At 59.6% G+C, this 26,966-nt stretch carries 28 protein-coding genes; 23 read left to right on the forward strand and 5 right to left on the reverse strand.

All coding sequences use genetic code 11. The features are described 5' to 3' along the window. The first annotated feature begins 3 nt into the window (after window positions 1-3). Complete coding sequence (locus M5B97_RS12090; RefSeq protein ID WP_123715335.1) at window positions 4-546, forward strand: glycine zipper 2TM domain-containing protein; 543 nt, start codon at window positions 4-6, stop codon at window positions 544-546. A 190-nt stretch (window positions 547-736) separates the two neighbouring features. Here M5B97_RS12090 and suhB read toward each other — a convergent pair whose 3' ends face one another. Next, on the reverse strand, window positions 737-1,552 hold the full coding sequence (suhB, locus tag M5B97_RS12095) for an inositol-phosphate phosphatase (protein ID WP_003175971.1): 816 nt from the start codon (window positions 1,550-1,552) through the stop codon (window positions 737-739). Window positions 1,553-1,697: 145 nt separating this feature from the next. On the opposite strand from suhB, the gene trmJ reads away from it, so the two are divergent. The 21 genes from trmJ (at window position 1,698) to M5B97_RS12200 (ending at window position 20,734) form a co-directional block, all read left to right on the forward strand. Further along, window positions 1,698-2,468, forward strand: a complete 771-nt coding sequence (gene trmJ, locus M5B97_RS12100; RefSeq protein ID WP_248731585.1) for a tRNA (cytosine(32)/uridine(32)-2'-O)-methyltransferase TrmJ — start codon at window positions 1,698-1,700, stop codon at window positions 2,466-2,468. Between the two features lie 2 nt (window positions 2,469-2,470). Continuing rightward, window positions 2,471-3,253: a serine O-acetyltransferase gene (gene cysE, locus M5B97_RS12105; RefSeq protein ID WP_123715336.1), complete on the forward strand. Its 783-nt coding sequence runs from the start codon at window positions 2,471-2,473 to the stop codon at window positions 3,251-3,253. A gap of 337 nt (window positions 3,254-3,590) precedes the next feature. Beyond that, a complete protein-coding gene (gene iscR, locus M5B97_RS12110) occupies window positions 3,591-4,082 on the forward strand; it encodes a Fe-S cluster assembly transcriptional regulator IscR (protein WP_003194020.1) in 492 nt (163 codons plus the stop codon). A gap of 50 nt (window positions 4,083-4,132) precedes the next feature. After that, window positions 4,133-5,347, forward strand: coding sequence for an IscS subfamily cysteine desulfurase (locus M5B97_RS12115; RefSeq protein WP_060754323.1), 1,215 nt, complete (start codon window positions 4,133-4,135; stop codon window positions 5,345-5,347). Between the two features lie 99 nt (window positions 5,348-5,446). After that, window positions 5,447-5,833: a Fe-S cluster assembly scaffold IscU gene (gene iscU, locus M5B97_RS12120; protein ID WP_007929523.1), complete on the forward strand. Its 387-nt coding sequence runs from the start codon at window positions 5,447-5,449 to the stop codon at window positions 5,831-5,833. A 28-nt stretch (window positions 5,834-5,861) separates the two neighbouring features. Further along, window positions 5,862-6,185, forward strand: a complete 324-nt coding sequence (gene iscA, locus M5B97_RS12125) for an iron-sulfur cluster assembly protein IscA (RefSeq protein ID WP_010565230.1) — start codon at window positions 5,862-5,864, stop codon at window positions 6,183-6,185. Between the two features lie 8 nt (window positions 6,186-6,193). Continuing rightward, entirely contained in the window at window positions 6,194-6,715 is a 522-nt protein-coding gene (gene hscB, locus M5B97_RS12130) for a co-chaperone HscB (protein WP_123715337.1), read from the forward strand. Window positions 6,716-6,766: 51 nt separating this feature from the next. Then, on the forward strand, window positions 6,767-8,629 hold the full coding sequence (gene hscA, locus M5B97_RS12135; protein ID WP_248731586.1) for a Fe-S protein assembly chaperone HscA: 1,863 nt from the start codon (window positions 6,767-6,769) through the stop codon (window positions 8,627-8,629). Window positions 8,630-8,632: 3 nt separating this feature from the next. Then, window positions 8,633-8,974 (forward strand): ISC system 2Fe-2S type ferredoxin, encoded by a 342-nt coding sequence (fdx, locus tag M5B97_RS12140; protein WP_032890689.1) that lies wholly within the window; start codon window positions 8,633-8,635, stop codon window positions 8,972-8,974. 14 nt (window positions 8,975-8,988) lie between these two features. Then, the gene (iscX, locus tag M5B97_RS12145) at window positions 8,989-9,189 is read left to right on the forward strand and encodes a Fe-S cluster assembly protein IscX (protein WP_060754320.1); all 201 of its coding nucleotides are present in this window, start codon (window positions 8,989-8,991) and stop codon (window positions 9,187-9,189) included. 91 nt (window positions 9,190-9,280) lie between these two features. Further along, window positions 9,281-9,706 (forward strand): nucleoside-diphosphate kinase, encoded by a 426-nt coding sequence (ndk, locus tag M5B97_RS12150; protein ID WP_060754319.1) that lies wholly within the window; start codon window positions 9,281-9,283, stop codon window positions 9,704-9,706. A 29-nt stretch (window positions 9,707-9,735) separates the two neighbouring features. Next, the gene (rlmN, locus tag M5B97_RS12155; RefSeq protein ID WP_060754318.1) at window positions 9,736-10,884 is read left to right on the forward strand and encodes a 23S rRNA (adenine(2503)-C(2))-methyltransferase RlmN; all 1,149 of its coding nucleotides are present in this window, start codon (window positions 9,736-9,738) and stop codon (window positions 10,882-10,884) included. Between the two features lie 12 nt (window positions 10,885-10,896). After that, the gene (gene pilW / locus M5B97_RS12160) at window positions 10,897-11,652 is read left to right on the forward strand and encodes a type IV pilus biogenesis/stability protein PilW (protein ID WP_248731587.1); all 756 of its coding nucleotides are present in this window, start codon (window positions 10,897-10,899) and stop codon (window positions 11,650-11,652) included. Window positions 11,653-11,654: 2 nt separating this feature from the next. Then, a complete protein-coding gene (locus M5B97_RS12165; RefSeq protein ID WP_134660187.1) occupies window positions 11,655-12,635 on the forward strand; it encodes a RodZ family helix-turn-helix domain-containing protein in 981 nt (326 codons plus the stop codon). A 2-nt stretch (window positions 12,636-12,637) separates the two neighbouring features. Further along, entirely contained in the window at window positions 12,638-13,747 is a 1,110-nt protein-coding gene (gene ispG, locus M5B97_RS12170) for a flavodoxin-dependent (E)-4-hydroxy-3-methylbut-2-enyl-diphosphate synthase (protein ID WP_123715341.1), read from the forward strand. 21 nt (window positions 13,748-13,768) lie between these two features. Next, complete coding sequence (gene hisS / locus M5B97_RS12175) at window positions 13,769-15,058, forward strand: histidine--tRNA ligase (RefSeq protein WP_134660186.1); 1,290 nt, start codon at window positions 13,769-13,771, stop codon at window positions 15,056-15,058. Window positions 15,059-15,099: 41 nt separating this feature from the next. Continuing rightward, a complete protein-coding gene (locus M5B97_RS12180; RefSeq protein WP_123715342.1) occupies window positions 15,100-15,741 on the forward strand; it encodes a tetratricopeptide repeat protein in 642 nt (213 codons plus the stop codon). After that, window positions 15,734-16,885 (forward strand): outer membrane protein assembly factor BamB, encoded by a 1,152-nt coding sequence (gene bamB / locus M5B97_RS12185; RefSeq protein ID WP_123715343.1) that lies wholly within the window; start codon window positions 15,734-15,736, stop codon window positions 16,883-16,885. Before M5B97_RS12180 ends, bamB begins: the two co-directional genes overlap by 8 nt. Window positions 16,886-17,156: 271 nt before the next feature. Continuing rightward, window positions 17,157-18,626 carry a ribosome biogenesis GTPase Der gene (gene der, locus M5B97_RS12190; protein WP_016977675.1) on the forward strand — a complete coding sequence of 490 codons (1,470 nt, stop codon included), beginning with the start codon at window positions 17,157-17,159 and terminating at the stop codon, window positions 18,624-18,626. Between the two features lie 180 nt (window positions 18,627-18,806). Beyond that, the gene (locus tag M5B97_RS12195; protein ID WP_248731588.1) at window positions 18,807-19,955 is read left to right on the forward strand and encodes a pyridoxal phosphate-dependent aminotransferase; all 1,149 of its coding nucleotides are present in this window, start codon (window positions 18,807-18,809) and stop codon (window positions 19,953-19,955) included. Continuing rightward, window positions 19,943-20,734, forward strand: a complete 792-nt coding sequence (locus M5B97_RS12200; RefSeq protein ID WP_134660185.1) for an amidohydrolase — start codon at window positions 19,943-19,945, stop codon at window positions 20,732-20,734. The genes M5B97_RS12195 and M5B97_RS12200 overlap by 13 nt, the downstream gene beginning before the upstream one ends. Window positions 20,735-20,852: 118 nt before the next feature. On the opposite strand, the gene leuA is transcribed toward M5B97_RS12200, so the two are convergent. The 4 genes from leuA to M5B97_RS12220 form a co-directional block, all read right to left on the reverse strand. Beyond that, window positions 20,853-22,532, reverse strand: coding sequence for a 2-isopropylmalate synthase (gene leuA / locus M5B97_RS12205; RefSeq protein ID WP_123715345.1), 1,680 nt, complete (start codon window positions 22,530-22,532; stop codon window positions 20,853-20,855). 322 nt (window positions 22,533-22,854) lie between these two features. After that, on the reverse strand, window positions 22,855-23,676 hold the full coding sequence (locus tag M5B97_RS12210) for a M23 family metallopeptidase (protein WP_248731589.1): 822 nt from the start codon (window positions 23,674-23,676) through the stop codon (window positions 22,855-22,857). A 3-nt stretch (window positions 23,677-23,679) separates the two neighbouring features. Next, complete coding sequence (gene xseA, locus M5B97_RS12215; RefSeq protein WP_123715347.1) at window positions 23,680-25,059, reverse strand: exodeoxyribonuclease VII large subunit; 1,380 nt, start codon at window positions 25,057-25,059, stop codon at window positions 23,680-23,682. A 9-nt stretch (window positions 25,060-25,068) separates the two neighbouring features. After that, on the reverse strand, window positions 25,069-25,959 hold the full coding sequence (locus M5B97_RS12220; protein ID WP_248731590.1) for a LysR family transcriptional regulator: 891 nt from the start codon (window positions 25,957-25,959) through the stop codon (window positions 25,069-25,071). A gap of 99 nt (window positions 25,960-26,058) precedes the next feature. Here M5B97_RS12220 and M5B97_RS12225 point away from each other — a divergent pair, with 99 nt between their 5' ends. Next, window positions 26,059-26,826 carry a sulfite exporter TauE/SafE family protein gene (locus M5B97_RS12225; RefSeq protein WP_248731591.1) on the forward strand — a complete coding sequence of 256 codons (768 nt, stop codon included), beginning with the start codon at window positions 26,059-26,061 and terminating at the stop codon, window positions 26,824-26,826. Window positions 26,827-26,966: the final 140 nt, after the last annotated feature.

The raw sequence follows: 26,966 nt of genomic DNA on the forward strand, positions 1-26,966 counted from the left end.
CATGTGAACAAGTCGTTGCTGGTTGGTGCGGTACTGGGTGCTGTCGGTGTGACTGCCGGGGGCGCTGTTGCCACCTACAGCCTGGTTAAAAGCGGCCCTGAGTATGCGCAAGTGTTGGCGGTGCAGCCTGTCAAAACCCAGATTAAAACGCCTCGCGAAGTCTGCAAGGACGTTGCAGTAACCCGGCAGAGACCGGTTCAGGATCAGCACCAGATCGTCGGTACCGTGGTCGGTGCTTTGGCTGGTGGCCTGTTGGGCAACCAGGTCGGTGGCGGTAATGGCAAGAAGTTGGCCACCGTGGCTGGTGCGGTCGGTGGTGGTTATGCCGGTAACAAGGTTCAGGAAGGTATGCAGAACCGTGATACCTACACGACCACGCAGACTCGTTGTAACACCGTCAATGACATCAGCGACAAGGTTGTCGGGTATGACGTGCGTTACACCCTGGATGGTAAAGAGGGTTCGGTGCGCATGGAGCGTGACCCGGGTAGCCAGATTCCGGTCGACAAAGAAGGTCGCCTGATCCTGGGTCAGAATCAGCAATAATTCCTGCCGGGTTCTGTTCAACCGTGGAGGAGGGCTTGCTCGCGAAGGTGTACTGTCAGTCGACAGCTGTATTGGCTGGCCCAGTACCCGCTCCCGCATCGGGGTATGTATGTGGCCAGGAGGCGCAGCATTACCTGAATCCCAGGCATAAAAAAAGCACCCCGAGGGGTGCTTTTTTGTGCTCGCTCGCTTAGCGCTTCAGCGAAGCCGGCAGGTGCGGCTGGATCGCCGTCAGTACTGCCTTGAAGCATTTGGTGTTGCCGGCGACGACGTGGCCTTTTTCCAGGAAGTCGTGACCGCCGGTGAAGTCGCTCACCAGGCCGCCGGCTTCTTGGATCAACAGGGCGCCCGCTGCCATGTCCCACTCGGACAGGCCCGACTCCCAGAATGCATCAAAACGACCGGCCGCAACGTAAGCCAGGTCCAGGCTCGCTGCGCCGGCGCGGCGGATGCCGGCGGTCTGGCCAACCAGGGCGCGGAACATGCCCAGGTAGTTTTCCAGGTTGTCCATCTGGTCGTCGCGGAATGGGAAGCCGGTGCCCAGCAGGGCGCCGTCCAGGCTGGTGCGGCCGCTGACGCGCAGGCGACGACCGTTCAGTTGGGCGCCACGGCCGCGGCTGGCGGTGAATTCTTCCTGGCGCACCGGGTCCAGAACAACGGCGTGTTCCAGGCGGCCACGGTATTTGCAGGCGATGCTCACGGCAAAGTGCGGGATGCCACGCAGGAAGTTGGTGGTGCCGTCCAGTGGGTCGATGATCCACAGGTAGTCTTCACCTTCGCCGCTACCTTTGTGCAGGCCGGTTTCTTCGCCGAGGATGCCGTGGGTAGGGTAGGCCTTGCGCAGTGCGTCGATGATTTTCTGTTCGGCGGCGCGATCCACCTCGGATACATAATCCTTGGCGTCTTTTTCGTCGACCTTGATGGTATCCAGGCGCTCGATGGAGCGGAAGATCAATTCACTGGCGCTGCGGGCGGCGCGCAGCGCGATATTCAGCATGGGCTGCATGGATGTGTCACCTAAGGTTGTTAAAGAAAGCCGGGCATTCTAGCAGAAACTTTCTTCAGGTGAAGGACGACGTTAGCTTTCATGGCATAACCTTAGGCTGTTCTGTAAGATTTGCTCCCCTTTCCTGTGTCCGAGAGCGCCTCCCTTGCTGCAAAACATTCGTGTCGTCTTGGTCAATACCAGTCATCCCGGCAACATCGGCGGGGTGGCGCGAGCCATGAAAAACATGGGGCTGACGCGCCTGGTGCTGGTCGAGCCGCGTGTGTTCCCGCACCACGAGGCTGATGCCCGAGCGTCCGGTGCCAATGACATCCTGGAGAAAGCTCAGGTTGTCGCCACCCTTGAAGACGCCTTGGTCGGCTGCAACCTGGTGCTCGGCACCAGTGCCCGTGATCGGCGTATTCCCTGGCCGCTGCTGGACCCGCGCGAATGCGGAACCAAGGTGGTGGAAGAGGCAGCCGGCGGTGCTGAAATCGCCTTGGTATTCGGCCGTGAAGACTCCGGTCTGACCAATGAAGAGCTGCAGCGATGTCATTACCATGTGCACATTCCATCGGACCCCGGGTTCAGCTCGTTGAACCTTGGGGCGGCCGTGCAGGTGTTGACCTATGAAGTGCGTATGGCTTGGCTGGCGGCTGCCGGCCAGCCGAGCAAGGTAGAAAAGGAAGAGGTCGCCTCGACCAAGAGTGGCGAACTGGCCACCATGGAAGAGTTGGAGCGCTTCTATGAGCACCTGGAGCAAACCCTGGTGGCCATCGAATTCCTCGATCCTGAAAAGCCACGGCACTTGATGGCGCGCCTGCGCCGCTTGTACGGGCGTAGCTCGGTGAGCCGGGCAGAAATGAATATATTGCGTGGCATCCTCACGGAAACCCAGAAAGCGGCCCGTGGTGAGCTTCTTAAACGGAAGGATTAAAAATGTTCGAGCGTTTGCGAGAAGATATCCAGAGTGTTTTCCACCGTGACCCGGCGGCGCGCAATGCCTTTGAAGTGCTGACCTGCTACCCGGGTATGCACGCGATCTGGATTCACCGCCTGTCCGGCGCTTTGTGGGGTATGGGCTGGAAGTGGCTGGCGCGACTGGTGTCGAACTTTGGTCGCTGGTTGACCGGGATCGAGATTCATCCGGGCGCTAAAGTGGGGCGTCGCTTCTTTATCGACCATGGCATGGGCATTGTGATCGGCGAGACCGCTGAGATCGGTGATGACGTGACGCTGTATCAGGGCGTGACCCTGGGCGGCACCAGTTGGAATAAAGGCAAGCGCCATCCAACCCTGGGGGACGGCGTTGTAGTAGGGGCGGGCGCCAAGGTGCTCGGTCCATTTACAGTCGGCGCCGGCGCTAAAGTCGGTTCCAATGCCGTGGTGACCAAGGCAGTGCCGCCAGGCGCCACCGTTGTAGGTATTCCGGGGCGCATCATCGTCAAGCCGGAAGTCGGCGACGAGCAGGAAGCCAAGCGCAAGGCCATGGCCGAGAAGATCGGTTTCGATGCCTACGGCGTCAGTGAAGATATGCCGGACCCGGTGGCGCGTGCCATTGGGCAGTTGCTTGACCACTTGCAAGCGGTCGACGGCAAACTGGATGGCATGTGTGGTGCGCTGAAGGAGTTGGGCAGCAGCTACTGTGCGAAAGATCTGCCGGAGCTGCGCGAAGAAGACTTCGCCGAGATCAAGAACGAGGCCGCCACCAAGGCTGGCTGAGTCCTGGCAGGCGCAGCAAATCCCCCGCAGGAGCGCTCTTTTGTGGCGAGGGAGCTTGCTCCCGCTGGGGTGCGAAGCGCCCCCAAAAGCCCGCGACTGCTTCGCAGTCGAACGGGAGCAAGCTCCCTCGCCACAGCAAGCTCTCTCTCACATTTGATCTTCGTTGTCGCTGGCAGTGTTGGTTGTCCGTTCCCGCTGTTCGTTCCCACCCCATCCTGCTATGATTCGCGCGCCCTTTTTACGGGTAATCCTGACTAAAGTACTAGGTCTTATAGTTGACTTAAATACTCGGGAATCGCATACTTGCTCCCATTCTGAAACACCTTGGTACTTGTCCATGAGACTGACTACAAAAGGCCGATACGCGGTGACCGCCATGCTCGACTTGGCCTTGCACGCGCAAACTGGGCCGGTGTCCCTGGCCGATATCTCCGAGCGCCAAGGCATTTCCCTGTCTTACCTCGAGCAACTGTTCGCCAAATTACGCCGTAGTAACTTGGTTTCCAGTGTGCGAGGGCCAGGTGGCGGCTATCAGTTGTCCCGCGATATGCAGGGTATCCAGGTAGCTCAGGTGATCGATGCGGTCAACGAATCCGTCGACGCAACCAAATGCCAGGGCCTGGGTGATTGCCATGCCGGCGACACCTGCCTGACGCACCACTTGTGGTGCGACTTGAGCCTGCAGATCCATGAGTTTTTGAGTGGTATCAGCTTGGCTGATCTTGTGACTCGCCGTGAGGTGCAAGAAGTAGCCCAGCGTCAGGACCAGCGCCGTTGCAACACCAAGGCGCCGCGTCTGGACAAGATTGAAGCGTCCGCCGTCGAGTGACAGCCGAAGAGCTAACGGTGCGCCAGCCAGCCTGATTTAGGAGAAAGTCCATGAAATTGCCGATTTACCTTGATTACTCAGCGACCACCCCGGTTGATCCGCGTGTTGCGCAAAAGATGAGCGAATGCCTGCTGGTTGACGGAAATTTCGGCAACCCGGCCTCCCGTTCCCACGTATTCGGCTGGAAAGCCGAGGAAGCGGTCGAGAACGCTCGTCGTCAGGTCGCGGACTTGGTTGGCGCAGATCCGCGTGAAATCGTCTGGACTTCCGGTGCTACCGAGTCCGACAACCTGGCAATCAAGGGCGCCGCGCATTTCTACGCGACCAAAGGCAAGCACCTGATCACCACCAAGATTGAGCACAAGGCTGTCCTCGACACCATGCGCCAACTGGAGCGTGAAGGTTTCGAGGTTACCTACCTTGAGCCAACCACCGACGGTATCGTCACCCCGGCCATGATCGAAGCCGCGTTGCGTGAAGACACCATCCTGGTTTCCGTGATCCACGTGAACAACGAGATCGGCACCATCAACGACATCGCGGCTATCGGCGAGCTGACCCGTTCCAAGGGTATTCTGCTGCACGTCGACGCCGCTCAGTCCACCGGCAAAGTCGACATCGACCTGTCGAAGCTGAAAGTCGACCTGATGTCGTTCTCCGCCCACAAGACCTACGGCCCTAAAGGCATTGGCGCGCTGTACGTGAGCCGCAAGCCACGCGTACGCATCGAAGCCACCATGCACGGTGGCGGTCACGAGCGCGGCATGCGTTCCGGTACCCTGGCGACCCACCAGATCGTCGGCATGGGCGAAGCCTTCCGTGTGGCCAAAGAAGACATGGCCGCCGAAAACGTGCGCATCAAGGCTCTCAGTGATCGCTTCTACAAGCAGGTCGAAAACCTTGAAGAGCTGTACATCAACGGCAGCATGACCGCTCGTGTACCGCACAACCTGAATTTGAGCTTCAACTACGTCGAAGGCGAGTCGCTGATCATGGCGCTCAAGGACCTGGCGGTTTCGTCCGGTTCCGCCTGCACCTCGGCCTCCCTTGAGCCGTCCTACGTGCTGCGTGCCCTGGGCCGCAACGACGAACTGGCACATAGCTCGATCCGCTTTACCTTCGGCCGCTTCACCACTGAAGAACAAGTCGACTACGCCGCGCAGAAGGTCTGCGAAGCCGTCAACAAGCTGCGCACTCTGTCGCCGCTGTGGGACATGTTCAAAGACGGTGTCGATATCTCCAAGATCGAGTGGGCGGCACACTAAATATAGAAGCCGCCACCCAAGCACTGTAGGAACGTGGCGGAAAACGCAGGCGTTTCTGCAGGGTTCCAGAGCGGCCCTGATGAGTGAGGATTCAGTACCATGGCTTACAGCGAAAAGGTCATTGACCACTACGAAAACCCGCGCAACGTCGGCAAGATGAACGCGGAAGACCCTGATGTCGGCACCGGCATGGTCGGAGCTCCGGCGTGCGGCGATGTGATGCGCCTGCAGATCAAGGTCAACGAGCAGGGCATCATCGAAGATGCCAAGTTCAAGACTTATGGCTGCGGTTCGGCCATCGCCTCCAGCTCCCTGGCGACCGAGTGGATGAAAGGCAAGACTCTGGATGAAGCAGAGACCATCAAGAACACTCAGCTGGCCGAAGAACTGGCCCTGCCGCCAGTGAAAATTCACTGCTCCGTACTCGCGGAAGACGCCATCAAGGCGGCCGTTCGCGACTACAAGCAGAAGAAAGGCTTGATCTAAGCATTTGGCGACGAGTAAGGAGTCAACGATGGCTATCAGCATGACAGAAGCGGCTGCACGGCACGTGCGACGCTCCCTGGATGGGCGCGGTAAAGGTGAGGGGATTCGTCTGGGTGTGCGCACCACGGGCTGTTCCGGCCTTGCCTATGTGCTGGAGTTTGTCGACGAGGTGGTTGCGGAGGACCAGGTGTTCGAAAGTCACGGCGAGAAAGTGATCATCGACCCTAAGAGCCTGACTTACCTGGACGGCACCGAGCTCGATTTCGTCAAGGAAGGGTTGAACGAAGGCTTCAAGTTCAACAACCCCAACGTACGCGGTGAGTGTGGCTGCGGCGAAAGCTTCAACATCTGAGGCTATTCGTGGGTACTCCTTGCCATTTCGCTTTATTCGAGCTGCAGCCGAGCTTTCGGCTGGACCTTGAGCAGCTTGCCACGCGCTACCGAGAATTGGCGCGCGGCGTACATCCGGACCGCTTCGCTGACGCTTCAGAGCGTGAGCAACGCTTGGCGCTGGAGCAGTCTGCCAGCCTCAACGAAGCCTATCAGACCCTCAAGAGTCCCCCGAAACGCGCGCGTTACCTGCTCGCGATGAAGGGTGGCGAGTTGCCGCTGGAAGTGACGGTGCACGATCCGGACTTCCTGATGCAGCAGATGCAGTGGCGCGAAGAGCTCGAAGACTTGCAGGATGAAGCCGATCTGGCCGGTGTTGCGGTCTTCAAGCGTCGTCTGAAAGTGGCCCAGGATGAGCTCAACGAAAGCTTCGCAGCCTGTTGGGATGATGCGGCGCAGCGTGAACAGGCCGAACGCCTGATGCGGCGCATGCAGTTCCTCGACAAGCTCACCTACGAAGTGCGCCAGCTAGAAGAGCGCCTCGACGATTAACCCAGTGCTGCCCGTGTCGCACGCCTGATAGACAGATAAGACCTGATTACCATGGCTCTACTGCAGATCGCCGAACCCGGCCAAAGCCCTCAACCGCACCAGCGTCGTCTGGCGGTCGGGATTGACCTGGGCACCACCAATTCCCTGGTTGCTGCCTTGCGCAGCGGCCTGTCCGAGCCGCTGCCCGACGTTGATGGTCAGGTTATCCTGCCGTCCGCCGTGCGCTACCACGCCGATCGCACCGAAGTCGGTGAGTCGGCCAAATTGGCGGCGTCTACCGATCCTCTGAATACCGTGCTGTCGGTCAAGCGCTTGATGGGTCGTGGTCTGTCCGACGTCAAGCAATTGGGCGACCAACTGCCTTACCGCTTTGTCGGCGGCGAATCCCACATGCCGTTCATCGACACCGTCCAGGGTCCGAAAAGTCCTGTGGAAGTGTCGGCCGATATCCTCAAGGTGTTGCGTCAGCGTGCGGAAACCACCTTGGGCGGCGAGCTGGTCGGTGCCGTGATCACGGTTCCCGCTTATTTCGACGACGCCCAGCGCCAAGCCACCAAGGATGCGGCAAAGCTCGCCGGCCTGAACGTGCTGCGCCTGCTTAACGAACCGACCGCTGCGGCTGTGGCCTATGGCCTGGACCAGCACGCCGAGGGCCTGGTTGCGATTTATGACCTGGGCGGCGGCACCTTTGATATCTCGATCTTGCGTCTGACCGGCGGTGTCTTCGAAGTGCTGGCCACCGGTGGCGACAGCGCCCTGGGCGGCGATGACTTCGACCACGCCATCGCCGGCTGGATCATCGCCGGCGCCGGCTTGTCCGCCGATCTGGACCCGGGCGCCCAGCGCAATCTGCTGCAAACTGCCTGTGCCGCCAAGGAAGCGTTGACGGATGCGGCATCTGTTGAAGTGTCCTACGGCAATTGGTCGGCCCAGCTGACTCGCGAAGCTTTCGATGCGTTGATTGAGCCGATGGTGGCCCGCAGCCTGAAAGCCTGCCGTCGCGCGGTGCGTGATTCCGGTATCGAGCTGGAAGATGTCGGTGCGGTGGTGATGGTCGGCGGTTCCACGCGTGTGCCGCGTGTGCGCGAGGCGGTAGCTGAAGCTTTTGGTCGTCAGCCGTTGACTGAAATCGACCCGGATCAGGTAGTCGCTATCGGCGCTGCGATCCAGGCGGATACCCTGGCTGGCAACAAGCGTGATGGTGGCGAACTGCTGCTGCTTGATGTGATTCCGCTGTCCCTGGGCCTGGAAACCATGGGTGGGCTGATGGAGAAAGTGATCCCGCGCAACACCACCATCCCCGTCGCCCGCGCTCAAGATTTCACCACTTACAAAGATGGCCAGACGGCCATGATGATTCATGTGCTGCAAGGCGAGCGCGAGCTGATCAGCGACTGTCGCTCCCTGGCGCGCTTTGAATTGCGCGGCATTCCGGCGATGGTGGCGGGTGCGGCGAAGATTCGCGTGACCTTTCAGGTTGACGCCGACGGCTTGCTGAATGTGGCTGCGCGTGAACTGGGCTCGGGCGTTGAAGCCAGTATCCAGGTCAAGCCATCCTATGGCCTGACCGACGGTGAAATCGCCAGGATGCTCAAGGATTCGTTCCAGTACGCCGGTGATGACAAAGTCGCCCGTGTATTGCGCGAGCAGCAAGTGGATGCCCAGCGTCTGCTTGAGGCGGTGCAGGGCGCCCTTGATGCGGATGGCGAGCGCCTGCTGGACGCCGAAGAGCGCATGGTCATTGACCTGCAGATGCAGGAACTGGCCGAACTGATGAAAGGCACCGATGGCTACGCCATCGAACAACAGACCAAGCGCCTGTCGCAAGTGACCGATGCTTTTGCCGCCCGCCGCATGGATCAGACGGTGAAAGCCGCACTGGCCGGGCGCAACCTGAACGAAATCGAGGAATAAGTAATGCCGCAGGTCATTTTTCTGCCACACGCCGAGCATTGCCCGGACGGTATGGTCGTGGAGGCTGAGACCGGCAAGTCCATCCTCGAAGTTGCCCATGACAACCACATCGAGATCGAGAGCGCTTGCGGCGGTGTCTGCGCCTGCACCACCTGCCATTGCATCATTCGCGAGGGTTTCAACTCCCTTGAAGAAGCCGATGAGTTGGAGGAGGACTTTCTCGATCGTGCGTGGGGCCTTGAGGCGCAATCGCGCCTAAGCTGTCAGGCAAAGGTCGGGACTGAAGACATCACGGTCGAAATTCCGAAGTATTCGCTCAACCATGCGGCCGAAGCGCCGCATTGATTCAAGGAAATGTCATGAGCCTGAAATGGGTTGATGTACAAGAAATCGCCATTCTGCTGGCTGATGGTTATCCGGATCTGGATCCCTATTCGCTGAACTTTGTCGCTTTGCGTGACATGGTCATGGCTTTGCCAGGGTTTGAAGATGAGCGGGACCGGGGCGGCGAAAAGGTCCTGGAAGCTATCCAGACCGCCTGGAAAGAAGAACAGGACTGACGCCTTCCTCACGCAGTTAGGCAATACCCAATAACCCGCGTATAATTCGCGGGTTTAATTTTTCGTAAATTACCGTTTCTGGAGTTACACCATGGCTGTTCAACGTACTTTCTCCATCATCAAGCCTGACGCTGTTGCAAAAAACGTCATCGGCGAGATCACCACTCGTTTCGAAAAAGCCGGCCTGAAGGTTGTAGCTTCGAAACTCAAGCAACTGTCCAAGGCTGAAGCTGAAGGCTTCTACGCTGAGCACAGCGCTCGTGGTTTCTTCGGCGACCTGGTTGCCTTCATGATCTCCGGTCCTGTTGTTGTACAGGTTCTGGAAGGCGAAAACGCTATCGCTCTGAACCGTGAGCTGATGGGCGCTACCAACCCTAAAGAAGCGGCTGCCGGCACCATCCGTGCTGACTTCGCTGAGTCCATCGACGCCAACGCTGTTCACGGTTCGGACTCCGAAGCCGCTGCTGCTCGCGAAATCGCTTACTTTTTCGCTGCTACTGAAGTAACCGCTCGCTAAGCATCGGCTTAAAGAGTGAGGGTGAATCCATGACTACATCGACTGTTAAAACCAACCTGCTGGGGCTGACTCAACAGGAAATGGAAAAATTCTTCGACTCAATCGGGGAGAAGCGTTTCCGTGCCGGTCAGGTAATGAAGTGGATTCACCACTTTGGCGTCGACGATTTCGATGCCATGACGAACGTCAGCAAGGCCCTGCGCGACAAGCTCAAGGCCATTGCCGAGGTTCGTGGTCCCGAGGTGGTGAGCGAGGACATCTCCAGCGACGGCACCCGTAAGTGGGTGGTGCGTGTGGCGTCCGGCAGCTGCGTCGAGACCGTCTACATTCCCCAGGGCAAGCGCGGCACCTTGTGCGTTTCGTCCCAGGCAGGCTGTGCCCTGGACTGCAGTTTCTGCTCCACCGGCAAGCAAGGCTTCAATAGCAACCTCACCGCCGCCGAAGTCATCGGCCAGGTGTGGATTGCCAACAAATCCTTTGGCAGCGTCCCGGCGACCGTCGACCGTGCCATCACCAACGTGGTGATGATGGGCATGGGTGAGCCGCTGCTGAACTTCGATAACGTCGTTTCGGCCATGCACCTGATGATGGACGACCTGGGCTATGGCATCTCCAAGCGCCGTGTGACCCTGTCGACCTCCGGCGTGGTGCCGATGATCGATGAGCTGTCCAAGCACATCGACGTCTCTCTGGCGTTGTCGCTGCACGCACCCAATGACGCATTGCGTAACCAATTGGTGCCGATCAACAAGAAGTATCCGCTTAAGATGCTGCTCGAATCTTGCCAGCGCTACATGTCGTCCCTGGGCGAAAAGCGCGTGCTGACCATCGAGTACACCTTGCTCAAAGACATCAACGACAAGGTCGAGCACGCGGTCGAGATGATCGAGTTGCTCAAGAACATCCCGTGCAAGATCAACCTGATTCCGTTTAACCCGTTTCCACATTCTGGCTACGAGCGGCCGAGCAACAACGCCATTCGCCGTTTCCAGGATCAACTGCACCAGGCCGGCTACAACGTCACCGTACGCACCACGCGTGGGGAAGACATCGACGCCGCCTGTGGCCAATTGGTAGGGCAGGTGATGGACCGCACCCGCCGCAGCGAGCGTTATATCGCCGTGCGTGAATTGAACGCCGCCGACGATCTGCCGCAAATTGCTGTGAATCGAATCTGAGAGAGGATCTCTATGCCCTTGCGCCTTGCGCTGCTCTTGCTTGTTACCGGCTTTGCCGCCGGTTGTGTTTCATCGGGCCATGACAGCCCTTTGCAGACCGGTAAAGGCCGTGACGAGGCGCGAGTTGCCTATGTGCAGTTGGGCTTGGGTTATTTGCAGCAAGGCATGAGCGAGCAGGCCAAGGTGCCATTGAAAAAGGCCCTTGAACTGGACGGTGGCGATGCCGACGCGAATGCTGCGCTTGCGTTGGTATTCCAGGCCCAGGCCGAGCCTGAACTGGCTGAGCAGTATTTCCATAAGGCCCTGGCCTCACGTCCTGCTGACCCACGGTTGCTGAACAATTACGGCAGCTTTCTGTTCGAGCAGAAACGCTATGACCAGGCCTCCCGTTATTTCCAGCAAGCATCCGCCGATACCCTTTACCCGGAACGGTCGCGGGTATTTGAAAACCTGGGTGTCACTTCGGTGCGTCTCGGCCAGCGCGACATTGCCCGCCAGCAACTGGAAAAAGCCCTGCATTTGAATAGTCGTCAGCCACGGGCGTTGCTCGAAATGGCTGAGTTGTCTTACGAAGACAGGCATTATGTGCCGGCACGCGACTATTACGAACGCTTTAGCCTGCTCAGCGGGCAAAATGCACGTAGTCTATTGCTCGGTGCGCGCCTGGCGACGGTTCATGAAGAACCGGATACGGCCGCACGTTTTGCCCAGCAACTCGAACGACTCTATCCCGGTACGCCGGAATATCAGCAATACCTGTCGGAGTAATGATGAAAGCGGCGCCCCCGGAAGTTGTAGCAGCTAATCGCGTAAACCCAGGCGAGACCTTGCGTCAGGCCCGCGAAAGCAATGGCTGGTCGCTGGCAGAAGTGGCCCTCAAGCTCAATTTGACCAGTACGTCCCTGGCCAATCTGGAGGCCGGCGCGTTCGACAAGTTGCCGGGGCATACCTTCGCCCGCGGTTATATCCGTGCCTACGCCAAGTTGCTGGGCATCGACCAGGCCGTATTGGTGCAGGAGTTCGACCAGTTCACCGGCACCGACTCCCAGGGCAGCAATGTGCACGGCCTGGGCCGCATCGAAGAGCCGGTACGGGTTTCCCACACGATTTTGCGAATTGTCAGCCTGTTACTGCTGATCGCTGTCATTGGTGGCGGTTTCGTCTGGTGGCAAGACCAGACCTCCCAGCGCACCAAGGACCTGACCAGCAACGCCATGGAACACGTTGAAGTCGAAAGCGCCGATGGCACCACCCAGATTCACCCGCTGGATGAGCCGGAAGACCAGGCTGTGGCTGAAGGCCAGGCTGCGCCTGAGGCGCCGGTTGCCACCGAGCAGCCCGCGCCTGAGACCGCACCGGCCGCGACCGCCGCCGCACCAGCCCCCGCGACGCCGGCAGCTCCGGTTGCTCAGGCCCACGCACCGGCCACGCCTGCGCCAGCGACTCCAGCGCCAGCCGCTCCGGCAGCCCCTGCGATCTCGCCGCCCACCACCCCAGCCCTGATCGCGGGTGATGGTCACGTACAAATTACCTTCATCGCTGACTGCTGGACGCAAGTCACCGATGGCAATGGCAAAGTGCTGTTTAGCGGTCTGAAGCGTAAGGGAGATACGCTCGACCAGGGCGGCAAGCCTCCTCTGACGCTGCGTCTGGGCTATGCCCGTGGCGCGCAAGTGGCCTACAACGGCCAGCCTGTGGACGTGGCGCCGTTCACCAGTGGCGAAACTGCTCGCCTCAAGTTGGGACAATAGTCATGCACGGCGAATCTCCAATCAAACGTCGCGTATCGCGCAAGATCTGGGTCGGCTCGGTGCCGGTGGGTGGCGACGCCCCCATCGCGGTACAAAGCATGACCAACAGCGACACCAACGACGTGGCCGCCACCGTTGCCCAGATCAACCGTCTGGAAGCCGCCGGTGTCGACATCGTTCGGGTTTCCGTGCCGGATATGGACGCTGCCGAAGCGTTCGGCCGCATCAAGCAATTGGTCAAGGTGCCGTTGGTTGCCGATATTCACTTCGACTACAGGATCGCATTGCGCGTAGCCGAGCTGGGTGTGGATTGCCTGCGCATCAACCCGGGCAATATTGGTCGGGAAGACCGGGTGCGCGCCGTGGTAGACGCTGCCCGTGACCGTGGCATTCCAATCCGTATCGGTGTCAATGCCGGTTCCCTGGAAAAAGACCTGCAAAAGAAATATGGCGAGCCTACCCCGGCGGCCTTGGTTGAATCGGCGTTGCGCCATGTTGAGCACCTTGAACGTCTGAACTTCCAGGACTTCAAGGTCAGCGTCAAGGCCTCCGATGTGTTCATGGCGGTCGAAGCCTACCGCCTGCTGGCCAAGGAAATCGTGCAGCCGCTGCACCTGGGTATCACTGAAGCGGGTGGTTTGCGCTCAGGCACAGTGAAATCTGCGGTGGGTCTCGGTATGCTGCTCGCCGAAGGGATTGGCGATACTATCCGCATCTCCCTGGCGGCAGACCCGGTAGAGGAAGTGAAGGTCGGTTACGACATTCTCAAATCCCTGCACTTGCGTTCCCGTGGCATTAACTTCATTGCCTGCCCCAGCTGCTCGCGGCAGAACTTCGACGTGGTGAAAACCATGAACGAACTGGAAGGACGCCTCGAGGATCTGCTGGTGCCGCTGGATGTTGCGGTGATCGGTTGCGTGGTCAACGGCCCGGGTGAAGCCAAAGAGGCGCACATAGGCCTGACCGGCGGTACACCGAACCTCATTTACATCGACGGCAAGCCGTCGCAGAAGTTGACGAATGACAATCTGGTGGATGAGCTTGAAAGGCTGATCCGCGAGAAAGCGGCCGAGAAGGTCGCGGCTGACGCAGCGCTGATCGCGCGCGGCTAAGAACGAATTTAAGGATTAGATGTGAGCAAGTCTCTGCAAGCCATTCGTGGCATGAACGACATCCTGCCGGAGCAGACGCCACTGTGGCGTTACTTCGAGAGCACGGTCGCGCGTCTGTTGGATAACTACGGTTACAAGCAGATCCGCATGCCGATCGTCGAGTTCACCGAGCTGTTCAAGCGCTCCATCGGTGAAGTAACCGACATCGTTGAAAAAGAGATGTACACCTTTGAAGACCGCAATGGCGACTCCCTGACCCTGCGTCCGGAAGGTACCGCCGCGTGCGTGCGCGCCGTGCTCGAGCATGGCATCACGGGTGGTGGCCAGACCCAGAAGCTCTGGTACATCGGCCCGATGTTCCGCCACGAGCGTCCACAGAAAGGTCGTTACCGTCAGTTCCACCAGATCGGTTGCGAGGTCTTCAACCTTGACGGTCCGGATATTGATGCAGAGCTGATCGTGCTGACCTGGCGCCTGTGGGGCCAGTTGGGCATCCGTGACGCGGTCAAGCTCGAACTCAACAGCCTGGGCACCAGCGAATCCCGGGGCCGCTACCGCGAAGCCCTGGTCGAGTACCTGTCCGCCCATCTGGACAAGCTGGATGAAGACAGCCAGCGCCGTCTGAAAACCAACCCGTTGCGCGTACTGGACACCAAGAACGCCGACACCCAGGCCGTACTGGTAGGCGCGCCGAAAATGGCCGACTACCTGGACGACGAATCCCGTGCGCACTTCGAGGGCCTCAAGGCTCGCCTGGATGCCGCCGGTATTCCCTACGTGATCAACCCGAAACTGGTTCGCGGCCTCGATTACTACAGCAAGACCGTGTTCGAGTGGGTCACCGACAAGCTCGGCGCCCAAGGCACCGTGTGTGCCGGTGGTCGCTACGACGGCCTGGTTGAGCAAATGGGCGGCAAGCCGACTACAGGCGTAGGTTTCGCCATGGGTATCGAGCGGCTGATTCTGCTGCTGGAAACCCTGGAGCAGGTCCCGGAAGAGATTTCCCGTCAGGTGGATGTGTACCTATGTGCTTTTGGCGAGGCCGCCGAACTGGCTGCCCTGGCCTTGAGCGAAAAAGTACGCGACCAACTGCCGAACCTGCGCCTGCAGATCAATGCCGGCGCCGGCAGCTTCAAGAGCCAGTTCAAGAAGGCTGACAAGAGCGGTGCGCTGTATGCGCTGATCCTCGGCGATGACGAACTGGCCCAGCAAGTGATAGGTTTCAAACCCCTGCGTGGCCAGGGCGAACAACAAAACATTGCCTTTGATGCGCTAGCCGCGCACTTGGCCACCTGCGTCGTGCAGGGTTGAAGCTGTCGAACAGCCGAATTTAGCGATTAAGGAGTATTGGGGTGTCGAGTACTGATGATGAGCAACTGGCCGAGTTCAAGGACTGGTGGCAGCGTAACGGCAAGCCCCTGGTTACTGGCGGTCTGCTGGCGTTAGTGGTGGTGTTCGGCTGGCAAGCCTGGCACAAGTATCAGGCCAACCAGTCCCAAGGCGCCTCGATCCTCTATCAGCAATTGCTGGAAACCACGCTGACCCCGGACGGCAAGCCTGACCCGGCGCAGGTTGCTGACCTGGCCGGCAAGCTGAAAAACGAATTCGGCGGTAGCACCTACGCCCAATACGCTAGCCTGTTCGTCGCGAAAGTCGCGGTCGACACCGGCAAGCTGGATGATGCAGCCACCGAGCTGAAGGCCGTCGCCGACAAGCCGACCAACCCGACCCTGGGTGAGATCGCACGTCAGCGCCTGGCACAGGTATTGGCGGCACAGAACAAGGCTGACGAAGCACTCAAGCTGCTCGACGGCGATGCTGACAAGGCATTTGTGGCCACTCGCGAAGAGCTCAAGGGCGACCTGTTGGTCCAATTGGGTCGTACCGACGAAGCCCATGCTGCGTACCAAAAAGCCAAGGCGGCGCTGTCTGATGAAGCGGCGGTCGGTGGCTTACAAATCAAGCTGGACGACTTGGCCAAAGGGGATGCGTGACGTGATCCGTTGGAAACATGCAGCATTGCTGGCTCTGGCCGTTCTGGCCGCGGGTTGCAGCAGCAACAGCAAGAAAGAATTGCCTCCGGCCGAGCTGACCAGCTTCAAGGAAGAAGTGGTCCTGCAAAAGCAGTGGAGCCGCTCCGTCGGTGATGGTCAGGGCGACCTCTACAACCTGTTGCAGCCGGCAATCGACGGCGAAAACATTGTGGCCACCGACTCCACTGGCGTCGTTATGTCCATGGACCGCATGAACGGCGACGTCAAATGGAAGAAAGACCTCGACCTGCCGGTTTCCGGTGGTGTGGGCGTCGGCTACGGCATGGTGTTGATCGGTACGCTCAAAGGCGAAGTGGTCGCCTTGGACTCCAGCAGCGGTGAAGAGAAATGGCGCGCTCGCGTGACCAGTGAAGTCCTCGCCGCGCCTGCTACCAACGGCGATGTGGTCGTGGTACAGACCCAGGATGACCGCCTGATCGGCCTGGATGCCTCTACCGGCAATCAGCGCTGGTTGTATGACAGCACCCCGGCGGTGTTGACCTTGCGCGGTACCAGCGGTCCGATCGTGACCAATAACCTGGCCGTTGCGGGCCTGTCCACCGGTAAAGTGGTCGCCCTGGATACCCAGAACGGCGTGCCTGCCTGGGAAACCCGTGTTGCCATCCCGCAAGGTCGCTCCGAGTTGGACCGCGTAGTGGACATCGACGGCGGCTTGCTGCTGTCGGGCGAGACCCTCTACGTTGCCACCTATCAAGGGCGCGTTGCTGCGCTGGACCTGCAAAGCGGGCGTATCAACTGGCAGCGTGATGCTTCCAGCTATGCCGGTGTCGCCCAAGGGTTTGGCAGCGTCTACGTAAGCCTGGCGTCCGGCACCGTTGAAAGTGTCGACGAGCGTTCTACTACTGCACTGTGGAGCAATGACTCCCTGGCTCGCCGTCAGTTGTCGGCACCGGAAGTGTTCTCCAGCTACGTAGCGGTCGGTGACTTCGAAGGCTACCTGCATCTGCTGAGCCAGGTGGACGGTCGTTTTGTCGGCCGCGAGCGTATCGACAGCGACGGCCTGCGCGCTCGTCCGCTGGTCGTGGGTAACATGCTTTATGTGTTTGGCAACAGCGGCAAGCTGGAAGCCCTGACCATCAAGTAAGAACTATGCTTGGGGTAGCCCCTCAAGCAGCTTCACCTGCAGGAGCGAGTGTCATGTGGCGAGGGAGCTTGCTCCCGCTGGAGCGCGGAGCGCTCCCAAACCGGCCAACCGGATGCACCTGATGCATCCTGAATGCCTGGTTTTGGGGGCTGCTACGCAGCCCAGCGGGAGCAAGCTCCCTCGCCACAGCAAGCTCGCTCCTGCAGTCGAGCACCAGCCGCTGCCTTGCAGCGGCTTTTGTATTTTCTGAAATAACGAAGTGGAGAGCCGCATGGTTCCCGTAATCGCCCTGGTGGGCCGACCTAACGTCGGCAAGTCCACCTTGTTCAACCGCCTGACCAGGACTCGTGACGCCATCGTCGGCGACTTGTCCGGTCTGACCCGTGATCGCCAATACGGTGAGGCAAAGTGGCAAGGGCGCTCCTATATTATTGTCGACACCGGTGGTATTTCCGGTGACGAGCATGGCATGGACGAAAAAATGGCCGAGCAGTCGCTGCTCGCCATTGAAGAAGCCGATGTCGTGTTGTTCCTGGTGGACGCCCGTGCGGGCTACACCGCTGCTGACCAAATGATTGGCGAGCACCTGCGCAAGCGCAACAAGCGTTCCTATCTGGTCGCGAACAAGATCGACAACATCGATCCTGAAGCGGCCCGTGCCGAATTCAGCCCGATGGGCCTGGGCGATGCGATTCCGGTCGCCGGCGCTCACGGTCGCGGTATCACCCAGATGCTGGAAATCGCCCTGCGCGATTTCCCTAAGGATGATGTCGAGGAAGAAGAAGGCGAAGAGGAAATCGTTGCCGAAGGCGAGGAAGCCAAGCGCATTCCTGGCCCGAGCGAAAAAGACGGTATCAAGATCGCCATCATCGGCCGTCCGAACGTCGGTAAGTCGACACTGGTCAACCGTATGCTGGGTGAAGACCGGGTTATCGTGTACGACCAACCCGGCACTACCCGCGACAGCATCTATATCCCGTTCGAACGTAACGAGGAAAAGTACACGCTGATCGACACCGCTGGTGTGCGCAAGCGCGGCAAGATCCACGAGGAAGTTGAAAAGTTCTCGGTGGTGAAGACCCTGCAGGCGATCAAAGACGCCAACGTGGTGATCTTTGTGATGGATGCCCGCGAAGGTGTGGTAGACCACGACCTCAACCTGCTGGGCTTTGCCCTGGAGGCTGGTCGCGCACTGGTCATCGCGATCAACAAGTGGGATGGCATGACGCCCAGCGAGCGCGATTTCGTCAAGATCGAGCTGCAGCGTCGCCTGTTCTTCGTCGAGTTCGCCGATATCCACTTTATCTCGGCCCTGCACGGCACCGGCGTGGGTAACCTCTACGCCTCCGTACAGAACTCGTTCAAGTCCGCGGTGACCCGCTGGCCGACCAACCGTCTCACCCAGATCCTGGAAGACGCGGTGGGCGAGCACGCGCCACCGATGGTCAACAACCGCCGGATCAAACTGCGTTATGCCCACTTGGGCGGTGCCAACCCGCCGATTATCGTGATCCACGGTAATCAGATCGAAAAGGTGCCGAAGTCCTATGTGCGCTACCTGGAAAACACCTACCGCCGCGTCTTGAAACTGGTCGGTACGCCGATTCGTATCGAGTTCAAAGGTGGCGAGAACCCATACGAAGGCAACAAGAACACCTTGACTGACCGTCAGGTGAACAAGAAGCGTCGTTTGATGACTCACCACAAGAAGGCCGACAAGAAGCGCCGAGATAAAAAGTAGGGCAGCGACTAGTGGCAAGTAAAAGCGAGATTGCTTGTAGCTTGTAGCTAGCGGCTCGACACTCAAAATGCCAGGCACAAAAAGGGCTCTAAATGAGCCCTTTTTTGTGCCTGGCATTTTGGCTCTTGACCTACTTGCAGCTTGCAGCTTAAAACTTTCAGCTCACCCGAGGGGGCTCCCATGATCACCAGCAAGCTGCCAAATGTCGGCACGACCATTTTCACCACCATGTCGCAACTCGCCGCCGAAACCGGCGCGCTCAACCTGTCCCAGGGTTTCCCGGACTTCAATGGCCCCCAGGGTTTGCTCGACGCGGTGGGCAAGCATGTCGCCCTGGGGCACAACCAATATGCGCCAATGACCGGCCTGCCGGTGCTGCGTCAGCAGGTGGCAGCCAAGATCGCGCGCAGTTATGGCGCCGTGGTCAATGCTGACAGTGAGGTGACCATCACCCCCGGCGCTACCGAGGCGATCTTCTGTGCGATCCAGACAGTGATTCGCAACGGTGATGAAGTCATCGTGTTCGACCCCAGTTACGACAGCTACGAGCCCTCCGTCGAATTGGCCGGCGGTCGTTGCGTACATGTGCAACTGAGCCCGCAAGGCTTTGCCCTGGACTTTGAAAGGATCAAGGCTGCGCTCTCGCCGCGCACGCGCATGATCATCCTCAATACCCCGCACAATCCTACCGGCGCATTGATCAGCCGTGCCGAGTTGGACCAGTTGGCCGAACTGATCCGCGACCGCGATATTTATCTGGTCAGCGATGAGGTTTATGAGCATCTGGTATTCGATGGCGTATCACACGTCAGCGTGCTGGCCCATGAAGAGCTGTACCAGCGTGCGTTCGTGGTCAGCTCTTTCGGCAAGACCTACCACGTCACTGGCTGGAAAACCGGCTACGTAGTCGCGCCATCGGCCCTGACGGCCGAACTGCGCAAGGTGCATCAATATGTCAACTTCTGCGCGGTGACGCCGCTGCAGTATGCTTTGGCGGACTTCATGGCCGAACATCCGGAGCTCGTCGACGAACTGCCGGCGTTCTACCAGGGCAAGCGCGATCTGTTCTGCGACCTGCTCGCACCGTCGCGTTTCAGTTTTACCCGGGTGACCGGCACTTACTTTCAACTGGTGGATTACTCACAGATTCGCCCGGACCTGGATGACGTTGCCATGTCACTGTGGATGACCCGCGAACATGGCGTGGCGACCATCCCGGTCTCGGTGTTCTACCAGCACCCACCCCAAAGCCAGCGCCTGGTGCGCCTGTGCTTTGCCAAACGCGAGGAGACGCTGCGACAAGCGGCCGAAAAGCTATGCGTGATCTGAGTACATTGCCGAATCTGAATATTGCCCTGGTCCAGACCAGCCTCGTCTGGCATGACCGCCAAGCCAACCTTGAACATTTCGAGCTGTTGCTGGAGCAGATCACAGGGGCTGACCTGATCGTGTTGCCGGAGATGTTCACCACCGGTTTTTCTATGGAGTCGGCCATGCTTGCCGAGCCGGAACACGGGCCAACCCATCAATGGCTGCAGGCCCAGGCGGCGAAACACAATGCGGTGCTCACCGGCAGCGTCATCATCAAGGCGGCCGACGGCAGCCACCGCAATCGCCTGCTGTGGGCGCGTCCGGATGGTGAAGTGCTGCATTACGACAAGCGCCACCTGTTCAGAATGGCCGGCGAGCACGACCACTACACGCCCGGCGAGCGCCAGGTGCAGTTCGAATTGAAGGGCTGGCGCATTCGCCCGCTGATTTGCTACGACCTGCGCTTCCCGGTGTGGAGCCGCGATGCCCATGACACTGACCTGCTGCTGTACACCGCCAACTGGCCGGGGGCACGGCGACTGCATTGGAATCGGCTGTTGCCTGCACGGGCTATCGAAAACCTGTGCTATGTGGCTGCGGTGAACCGGGTCGGTACGGATGGCAAAGGCTTTGTCTATACCGGCGACAGCCAGGTGCTGGATTTCCAGGGTGAGACCTTGCTGAGCGCAGGGGAGGCGGACGGGGTGTTCCAGGTGTGCCTGGACGCGGCTGAACTGGCGGCGTATCGCACGCGGTTTCCGGCTAATCTGGATGCGGATACTTTCCAGTTGGTCTGATGGATTTTTGCTGTCGGGAATATTGCTCCCGATGAGGCCAGACCGATCACCACACCTCTTAAATAAAAAGGCCCCTGGATTCTTACCCAGGGGCCTTTTGCATGTCAGCGGTAAGTGCTTACGCCGCTTTCGCTTCCAGCTGGCTCAACGAGCGGTTCAGCGCACTGAATACCGCCTTAAAGCTCGCCGTGGTGATGTTTTCATCAATCCCCACACCGTGCACCGGGCGCTCGCCATTCACACGCAATTCAATGTAGGCCGCCGCCTTGGCATTGGTACCTGCACCGATAGCATGTTCGTTGTAGTCCATGATCTCCACCTTGATCGGCAGGGAGGCGACCAGGGCTTCCAGGGTGCCGTAACCCTTGCCCTGCCAGCGCAGGTTGGTTTCACCCTGGCCCTTGCCGGAGACTTCCACTTCTACCGTACTGTTGCCGTTCTCTTCCTGCAGGCGATGGCTGACCAGTGCGTAGGGGGTGTTGGCTTGCAGGTACTCACGCTGCAGCAAGGCATAGATCTGCGGAGCAGTCATCTCCAGGCCCACGCGGTCGGTTTCAGCCTGAACCACTTGGCTGAACTCGATCTGCATGCGACGCGGCAGGCTGATGTCGTATTCCTGTTCCAGCAGGTAGGTGATGCCGCCTTTGCCCGACTGGCTGTTCACGCGAATCACCGCTTCGTAGCTGCGGCCGATGTCGGCCGGGTCGATCGGCAGGTACGGCACTTCCCACAGCGCATCGTCTTTCTGCTGGGCGAAGCCTTTGCGGATCGCGTCTTGGTGAGAGCCGGAGAAGGCGGTGTGCACCAGGTCGCCGACGTACGGGTGGCGTGGATGAACCTGGATCTGGTTGCACTCCTCGACGACCTTGCGCACGCCATCGATGTCGGAGAAGTCCAACTGCGGGTCGAGGCCCTGGGTGTACATGTTCAGTGCCACGGTGACCAGGTCGACGTTGCCGGTACGTTCGCCATTGCCGAACAGGCAGCCTTCGACACGGTCGGCACCGGCCATCAGGCCCAGCTCGGTGGCGGCAACGCCAGTGCCACGGTCGTTGTGGGTATGCAGGCTGATGATCACGCTGTCACGACGGTTGATATGGCGCCCGAACCATTCGATCTGGTCGGCATAGATATTCGGCGTGGCGCATTCAACGGTGGCCGGCAGGTTGAGGATCATCTTGTGCTCAGGTGTCGGGTTCCACACCTCGATCACTGCGTCACAGACTTCCTTGGCGAACTCCAGCTCGGTGGCGCTGAACGTCTCCGGGGAGTATTCGAAGGTCCACTGGGTTTCAGGCTGCAGGGCGGCGTATTTGACGAACAGCTTGGCCGCGTTGACCGCGATGGCCTTGATGCCTTCCTTGTCCTGGTTGAACACGATGCGACGGAACGACGGCGACGTGGCGTTGTACAGGTGCACGATGGCTTTCTTGGCGCCGCGCAGGGATTCGAAAGTCCGTGCAATCAGGTCTTCACGGCCCTGGGTCAGCACCTGGATGGTGGTGTCCTCGGGGATGTGGTTGTCTTCGATCAGGGTGCGTACAAAGTCGAAGTCGGTTTGCGAAGCTGCCGGGAACGAGGCTTCGATTTCCTTCACGCCGACAGCCACCAGAGTCTTCCAGAAACGCAGCTTTTTAACCGCGTCCATTGGCTCGATCAGCGACTGGTTGCCATCACGCAGGTCGGAACTGCACCAGATCGGCGCGGTGGTGATGGTTTTCGAAGGCCAGGTGCGGTCCGGGATATCGATAGTCGGGAAGGCGCGGTACTTGGAAGATGGGTCTTTGAGCATGCTCATCAGAAGAATCCTTGTTGTAGGGCCGAGAAGAGGCGGCCTGCCGGAAAGCGTTTATTAGGGATAAAACCGGGGACGAGGCAGATCGATTCAGCCTGGCAGTCGTGCGCTGACAAGGCACAGGCTGCGGTGCTGGCGGAGCTGAATGAGGGTGTGAGAGGTTTTCATAAGCTCAACCCTAACCGCCGAGGTGAAAGATGGCAAGCAGTCGAGAAAAATTGAGAGAAGTTCTGCTATTGGCGCACAAAACGAGATTTTATGGTCGTTAAGTGTGTGGTGTCTGGTTTTTATTGCGCGCCCATTGGCGGGCGCGCAATCGAGCTTATCAAGGTTGGAACGCGCCGATAAAGATCGCCGGGTCCACTCGCGCATCATTGAGGCTGACGTTCCAATGCATATGCGGCCCGGTCGCACGGCCTGTAGAGCCGACCTTGCCGACCACCGCGCCGCGTGCCAGTTGATCGCCCACTTTCACGTCGATCTTCGACATATGGCAAAACATGCTGATAAAGCCTTGGCCATGGTCGACAAACACGGTGTTGCCGTTGAAGAAGTAGTTGCCGGTCAGGATCACTTTCCCAGCCGCAGGGGTTTTGATCGGGGTGCCGGCACCGACGGCAAAGTCCAGGCCGGAATGAGGGTTACGCTCCTCGCCATTGAAGAAGCGGCGCACGCCGAACTTGCTCGACAGCGGTCCGTTCACCGGTTTATCCAGCACCAGGTTGCTCGGCACGTTGGGGCTGAAGGTGCGGTATGCCTTGATCTGCACCGCCAGCTCGCCCTCAATACGCTTGAGTTGAGCCGGATCGGGGTTGACCTGGCTTTTGTTTTTCAAGGTGATGCGTTGTTCCGGGTATTTCTTGTAGCCGACGATAAATGGCAGGTTGCGCCCGCCGCTGTTGATGCGCTCGTTACCCGGTTTAACCGTCAGTGGAATGCCGACAATCGCCAGCCAGTTGTCCTGCTCCTTGACCACCAGCACCGGTTTGCCCTGATACGTGGCTTTGGGGGCCATCGCCGATGAGCCGAGATCGACCACGGCAACGCCGCCGGGCACCGGTTTGTTCAAGGTACGGGTGATGTAGCTATCCGCATGGGCATTAAAGGCAAGGCACAGCAGCATCAACAGGCTGAATAAGCGTGGCATTGATCAATCCAGTAACGAAAGAGTGACGGGGGTCAGGTGGTTGTCTTCAACCCGCACCTGCAGTTCGCCTTCACCGAGGCGAGCGGTCAGGCGCTGGCCGGTGTGGGTTTGCGCGGCGTTGCGGATGGCCTGGCCGCGTTCATCCAGCAGGATGCTATAACCGCGGCCCAGGGTTGCCAGCGGGCTGACCACCTGCAGCGTCTGCACCTGGCTTTGCAATTGCAGGCGGCGCGCCTTCAGGCCTTCGCGCATGGCGCGGGGCAGGCGTTCGGCGAGGCTGTCCAGGCGTTGGCGCAACAAGGCCAGTTGGCGTCCGGGATGTTGGCCGGCCAGGCGGGTTTCCAGGCGAATCAGGCGTTCGCGACGGGTATTGAGGCTGCGTTCGAACGCGCGGCGCAGGCGCATGTCCAAGTCATCCAGGCGCTGGGCTTGCTGGCGCAAACGTTCGCCGGGATGGCGCAGGCGGCGGGCCAAACCCTCCAGGCGCAGGCGGTCGTGGCTCAGGCGGTTGCGCATCAGCATCACCAGGCGGCGATGCAGGTTTTCTACCTGGCGCACCAGGTGGCTGGCGTCCGGCGCCAGTAATTCAGCGGCGGCGGAGGGGGTAGGGGCGCGCACGTCGGCCACGAAGTCGCTGATGGACACGTCTGTTTCATGGCCGACCGCGCTGACAATGGGCGTTACACAGGCATCGATTGCGCGGGCCACGGCCTCCTCGTTGAAGCACCAGAGGTCTTCCAGCGAGCCTCCGCCCCGGGCCAGGATCAATGCGTCAAAACCCCGGGCGTCGGCGAGTTTCAGCGCGCGCACAATCTGCGGGATTGCTTCGCGGCCTTGCACGGCGGTCGGGATCAGGGTCAGTTCGACGTTTGGTGCACGGCGGCCGAACACACTGATGATGTCGCGGATCACCGCGCCGGTCGGCGAGCTGATGATGCCAATGCGTCGAGGGTGGGCCGGCAGCGGCACTTTGCGTTCGGCACTGAACAGGCCCTCGGCACTGAGTTTTTCCTTCAAGGCATCGAACGCCAGGCGCAGAGCGCCATCGCCGGCAGGCTCAACGGTATCAAGGATCAACTGGTAGTCGCCACGGCCCTCGAACAGCGAGACCTTGCCACGTACCTTCACCGCCAGGCCGTCCTTCAAGGCTTGGCGCACCCGTGCGGCATTGTTGCGAAACAGCGCGCAACGGACCTGGGCGCCACTGTCCTTGAGGGTGAAGTACACGTGGCCGGAGGCTGGGCGGGCGAGGTTGGAGATCTCGCCTTCAACCCAGATATTGGTGAACACGTCTTCCAGCAACACCCGCGCGCGGCCGTTGAGCTGGCTGACTGTCAGGACTTCACGGTCCAGGCCCAAACGGGCAAAGGGATCTTTAATCATGGCGGCAGTTTATAGGCATTCGCGCAGGGTTTGGCAGAATTGCGCCACCAGCGCGTTGGGCGTGTGCGCGCAGGCCAGGGCCACGGTACTCAGGCAGTTCGGGTCGGCGAGGGGCAAAAAGTGCAGGTTGGGCGGGGCAATGTCCTGCATGGATTTTGGTAACAAGGCGATACCGAAACCGGCCTGGATCAGTTGCAACTGGGTGGTCTTGCGCGACATCACTCGCGCCGCCTTGGGGAAAAATCTCGCGCGCATGCACAGTTCCGCCGACAGATAACTCAGGCCACCACGCTGGGGATGGGGGATCGAGATAAACGCTTCATCCTTGAGCTGCGCCCATTCAATCGGCTTGTCAGTGCGTGCCAGTGGATGGGTTGGCGGTACCGCCAGCAACAATTGCTCGCTATATAAAGGCTCTATGCATACGCCTTCACGTTGGCGCAGTGCTGGCAGGCGTAACAGCCCGACGTCCAGGCGACCCTCGGCGATTTCCTCCAGTTGTGCTTCGGAGGAGAGTTTGGCGATATCCACCGACACACCGGGGCAGCGCTCCAGCCAGGTACTGATGCCTTGCAGCAACGGGCCGCTCATCGGCACGGTGCTTGAGTGGCTCAGGCGCAGGGTGCCCAGTTGGCCGTGGCCCACTTGCGTCGCCATCTCGCTGGCCTTGAGCAGCTCACTCAGCAGATTTCGCGCCCTTTGATAGAAGGCTTCACCGGCGGCGGTGAGTCGTGGCTGGCGTGCGGTGCGTTCGAACAGCGGGGTTTGCAGCTGGGTCTCCAGCGCCTTGATCTGTCGACTCAGGGCCGATTGCGCGACAAACAAGCGTTCTGCGGCCGCGCTGAAGCTGCCGCTATCGGCGATTTCGACGAAGTAACGCAACTGGCGGGTAGAGATCACGCGTCATGCCTTTTCGAGATGGCTGGAGGGTGTTGAAGATATTAGTCGTATCCCTCGCCCGTGGCTAAAGTGATGGCCATCTTTTCAAGGAATAAGCCCATGAGCCCGGTTGAGCTGATGAGTCAGTGGTCGTTTGGCGGTATGGAGTGGCTGGTGATCGGCCTGGGCCTGGCCGTGGCCTATATCGTCTTTGGTATTGCCGGCTTTGGTACGGCATTGGTGGCGGGGCCGATCCTGATTATGTTCATGCCGCTGTCGAAGATCATCCCGCTGCTGGTGTTGCTGGACTTCGTCGCCGCATTTGGCAATCTGCTGCAGTCGCGGCGTGACGTGAACAAGCCTGAGTTATTGCGTTTGCTGCCGTGCATGGCGGTGGGCTGCACACTCGGTGTGGTGTTTTTGCTCAATCTGCATTCGGATCTGTTGTTGCTGTTGATGGGGCTGTTTATCAGTGCCTATGCGATTTACAGCCTGGCGGTAAAGGCGCGGCCGACGCAGCTGGCGGCGGGCTGGTCGATTCCCATGGGCACCGTTGGCGGCTTGTTTGGCGCATTGTTCGGCAGTGGTGGCTTTTTATACGCGATCTACTTGAACAGTCGTTTACCCAAGGACGCTGCGCGCGCCACGCAAAGCGCGTTGATCAGTTGCAGCACGGTGGTGCGCCTGAGCCTGTTCCTGATCGCCGGGGTGTATGCCGACTTGCCGTTGTTGATGCTGGCGCTGTGCCTGTTGCCGGCAACGGCCCTCGGGCTGTGGTGTGGGCGCAGGCTGACGATGCGCATGTCCCGTGAAGCCTTTGTGCGATTGGTGACGTGGCTGGTGCTGGCCAGCGGCATTGCGTTGATCGGGCGGTATCTGAGCACTTGACCTGATTTCTTCAGGGATTAAGCTGCCAGCCTTCAGGGCTCTTCGCGAGCAAGCCTGCCGTCGCATTTTGATGTGTGAAGACATTCAAATGTGAGAGCGGGCTACTCGCGAAGGCGTCAGACGGCACACCGCAGGACTCT

Source organism: Pseudomonas sp. MWU13-2517 (genome assembly GCF_023242545.1).
Classification (GTDB): Bacteria; Pseudomonadota; Gammaproteobacteria; order Pseudomonadales; family Pseudomonadaceae; genus Aquipseudomonas.